This window comes from Legionella sp. (assembly GCF_047605385.1).
Lineage (GTDB): Bacteria > Pseudomonadota > Gammaproteobacteria > Legionellales > Legionellaceae > Legionella.
Window position 1 is genome coordinate 1 of record NZ_JASGFU010000117.1, and the last position, 4,594, is coordinate 4,594.

Sequence of the window (4,594 nt, forward strand, 5' to 3'; positions counted from 1 at the left end):
TTCCTTAACTTAATGACAGAGAGAAAGAGGAAATAGCCTTAAGTTGACGCCATTACGTGACCTCTTACTGCTGAGAGCAGAACTAATGTCTATGTGATTCTGATATGAGTTCTGTCAAATTCTAAAGATCATTTAATAGATTAACCAATAAATTAACCGAGTTTTCGAGCATCATTTGATCTTTCTCAGATAAGAGGCGCAAATTTTTACTCAGTCTATTGTGAAGTAAATAAGGCGAAGTATGCACAAAATCTTTGCCTTTGTTGGTAATGCTAATGTAAATGTTTCTGCGATCTTTATCATCTCGTGTGCGATGGACTAATTTTTTTTCTTCTAAGCGGTCGATTACGCCCACGAGAGTGCTCATGGATAAAAATACTTTTTTGGATAAGGCAGATAAAGTGGTCATGTCATTTTCATAAATTTCATACAGACAGACAATCTGCGGAACAGTTAATCCACAACATTTATTTAATCGCCGTGAGTGAAAATCCATTTGTTGTATCATTTTTCTTAAGGCGAAGATAATGTTTTTAGAGCGCTTATCGGATAGTAACTCAGGGATAGCGTTTTCTTTAGGTAACTCTTTATCAGTTGTGCTCATAGACAATCTTTTAATTAATTTTTTGGTCCATCCGGGACCTACCGCCATTAAGTTAAGGAACATAGTTGTTTGCCTACGTCTCGCGACTTGTTCGCGGGATCCATCTACGGAACCAGATTTCTGGATTCCGCGAACAAGTCGCAGAACGTAGGCAGTGAAAGATTTGCTTCACTTAATGGCAGTGCGTCCCGGATCGTCCACATGTTGAAATGAACCGATTTATCGTATTGATAAATGGTTCGTATACAAATCGTATCAACAGATATAAATATTCATGGATCCACGCTATTGTATCTAAATATTAAATATAACTATAGAAGTATCCGCAAAAATATTAATTTAATCTACCAATTCCTTTAAATAGTCCTCACTTTCGTGGAGACGACGATAAAGTGCATCCCCCAACCTGTCAGTTTTTAGGTGTGGCGAGCTTATTAAGCAGCGAACTAATTTCGAAGATACGTTCTTCGGGTGTGGTACTGTCTATGTTAAAACGTAGACGTTGAGGTCCTTCCATTTGGTAACGTGCGGTATGAAGCTGGATGAGACTGATTAAGGTTGCTGGATTGATATCAGGTTGTTCACTGAATTCCAGTTTTCCTTGTTGTGCGCCGGCACTGATTTTTATAATCCCCATTTTCGCTGCTTGCAATTTTAATTCAGTAATCAATAATAAATTTTTGACTGGCTGTGGTAACAAGCCAAAGCGATCAATTAATTCAATTTGCAGATCATGTAATTGCTCTTTATCTTTGGCATTGGAAATGCGTTTATACATGATTAAGCGGTTATGGATGTCGCCAATATAATCTTCAGGAATAATCGCGCTGGTGCGTAAATCAATTTCTGGCCCTTGATGCATTGGTGCTGATAGCTCAGGGATTTTTCCAGCTTTTAAATCACTTACAGCACGGTCGAGCATTTCCATAAATAAATTAAAACCTACTGCATGCATATTTCCACTTTGTTCTTCACCTAAAAGCTCACCAGCACCGCGAATTTCTAAATCATGGGTGGCCAACGTAAAGCCTGCACCCAGATCTTCGAGAGAAACAATAGCTTCCAAACGTTTTACAGCGTCTGCAGTCAATAGCTTTTTATCTGGCGTGAGCAAATAGGCATAAGCCTGGTGATGTGATCGTCCTACACGACCACGTAATTGATGCAACTGTGCCAAACCAAATTTATCTGCACGGTCGATGATGATGGTATTAGCGGTGGGAATGTCAATTCCAGTTTCAATAATGGTTGTACACACCAGGACATTAAAACGGTGGTGATAAAATTCTGACATGACTCGCTCTAATTCGCGTTCGCGCATTTGCCCATGAGCACTGCGAATTTTTGCTTCCGGGACTAAGGTCTGTAAATCTTGATTAATACGCTCTATGGTTTCTACATTATTATGTAGGAAAAAAACCTGACCTCCTCTTAAAATTTCGCGCAAAATGGCTTCACGAACTACAGAGTCTTTTTTCTCTTGCCAGAAGGTTTTTATTGCTAAACGCTTGGCAGGAGGTGTGGTCATGAGGGAAATATCACGGATGCCGGCCATGGCCATATTTAATGTTCGAGGAATTGGGGTGGCCGTCATTGATAAAATATCGACATGAGTACGTAAAGCTTTAATATGTTCTTTTTGTTTGACTCCGAAGCGATGTTCTTCATCAATAATGAGTAAGCCAAGGTTTTTAAAAGCGATGTTGCTTTGGAATAATTTATGAGTGCCGATGACGATGTCTACTTTTCCTGATTGCAAAGAGGCCATGACGGCTTCAGCTTCTTTAGCAGAACGAAAACGTGATAAGAGTTCAATGTTGACTGCAAAATCAGCAAAACGATCGCGAAATGACTCAAAATGCTGCCCAGCCAATAAGGTTGTGGGTACCAGAATACACACCTGTTTATTATTTTGTACCGCAACAAAGGCCGCGCGCATGGCAACTTCTGTTTTACCAAAACCTACATCACCACAAATCAAACGATCCATAGGTTTTTGCGATTCCATGTCCTGGATAATTTGTGCAATTGCCTGTAATTGATCTGGGGTTTCAGTAAATGGAAATGCACTGGCAAAGCGTGCGTATTCGCTCTGGTCTAATGTGTAGCTATGGCCAGGTTGCGCTTCTCTTTTGGCATAGAGATCTAATAGTTCAATAGCGACATCATGAATTTTTTCTGCTGCCTTTTTCTTTTCTTTTTGCCATTGATCTGTGCCTAATCTATGCAAGGGGGCATGTTCACTGTCTACGCCAGTATAGCGGCTTATCATATGTAACGAAGTGATGGGGACATAAATTTTGTCGTCACCAGCATAACTTAATACTAAAAATTCACTGGCAGTACCATTATTTTCAATGTATTGTAATCCTTGATAACGTCCCACACCAAATTGCAGATGAACTACCGGAGCGCCAAGACGTAATTCAGCCATATCACGAAAGATTAAGTCGGGATCTACTGATTTTTGACTGCTGCGACGTTGTTGTGGCGTGCTTTGTTCACCAAAAATTTGTGACTCAACAATAAGCACCGTTTTTTTTGCAGTTAACTCACATCCCTGGATTAATTCACCAGTGGTGATGCCTATAGGGAAAGAATCGTTAACAAAATCATGCCAGGATGGGTAGCTTTTAGGGAGTATGCCACTTGGTTTTAGTAAATCAAACATGACCTCTCGACGCCCAGCGCTTTCAACTACGATTAAATAGCGGCGTGAGGTGTCTGTGCAATATTCACGTAAGTGAATTAGTGGTTCCTGGTTTTTTCTATCAATCTGTAATTGTGGGCCAAGGGTAATATCGAAATTAACTACAGTACCTTTTTTCTCTGATGTACTATGGAATAAGCGCAGCTGTTCGTATTGATTGGCTTTGGTTAAAAGCTCATTAGGATTAATAAAGCATGCCTTGGGAGGTAGAATTGGGCGGCTGACGTCATAGCGTCTTTGTTCATAACGTTCACTTAACTCATACCAAAATTGTTCCGCATTACTTTGAATATTTTCAATCAGGCAGACCTTGGCATTATTGGGGAGATAATCAAAAAAGGTGGCTGTTTTTTCAAAAAATAGAGGAAGATAATATTCAATACCTGCTGGATATTGGCTTTCACTAACCGCTTCATAAATTGGGCATTGGCTGGGATTACCTGGAAATAATTCACGAAAAGTGCGACGAAATAAAAGTTGACTTTGTTCATTAAGCGGAAATTCGCGTGCAGGAAGTACATTAATTTCTTTTATTTTTTCAATAGTGCGCTGCGTTTCGGTATCAAACTCTCTTAAACTTTCGATTTCGTCATCAAATAATTCAATGCGAAAGGGCATGCCTGAACCCATGGGATATACATCGATAATCGAGCCTCTGAGTGCAAATTCACCGTGCTCCAAAACCTTATTGACACTGTGGTAACCAGCTTGTTGGAGTTGATTTCTAAAAGCCGTTAAATCCAGTTTTTGTCCTTCTTTAAGCATAAGGGCATATTGGTTTAAAAATTCAGGAGGGCAAAGCCTATGCATTAACGTATTGGCTGAAGTAATTATTATGGCGTTAGTGGCCTGTTGTATGCGGCTTAGAGTGTATAGTCTTTCGGAAATAATGTCTTGGTGGGGTGAAAATTGATCATAAGGCAGAGTTTCCCAATCAGGAAAAAACAATAGTTCTTCAGGCGAATGGTTTGGATCTAAAAAGAACTCGAGCTCAGCTTGTAATTGGTTGGCACGGAGATTGTCTTGGGCAATTAATAACTTAATGCCTGGAGTTTGTTGGCAATGTTCTGCCAAAGCCAGTGCAAGACTGCTTCCATGTAGTTGTCCCCAAATTTGTTTGGCATGAGTTGCTTGGTAAAGTAGTGTATTTATGGTCATGACTTATGCAAGCGGATTTAAAAAGTGGCCATTATACATGTGAATAGAATAATTTGGCTATTAAAATAAAAGTAACTCCCCAGGTATTTAATTGAGCTCACCGGGCTTCCCCTCTCCACCGC

2 protein-coding genes are annotated in these 4,594 nt (G+C 39.9%); both read right to left on the reverse strand.

Going from position 1 to position 4,594, the window contains the following annotated elements; translation table 11 throughout:
• Window positions 1–121: 121 nt before the first annotated feature.
• Window positions 122–604, reverse strand: a complete 483-nt coding sequence (locus QM652_RS14120; protein ID WP_415076891.1) for a MarR family winged helix-turn-helix transcriptional regulator — start codon at window positions 602–604, stop codon at window positions 122–124.
• A gap of 409 nt (window positions 605–1,013) precedes the next feature.
• Entirely contained in the window at window positions 1,014–4,472 is a 3,459-nt protein-coding gene (gene mfd / locus QM652_RS14125; protein WP_415076893.1) for a transcription-repair coupling factor, read from the reverse strand.
• Window positions 4,473–4,594: the final 122 nt, after the last annotated feature.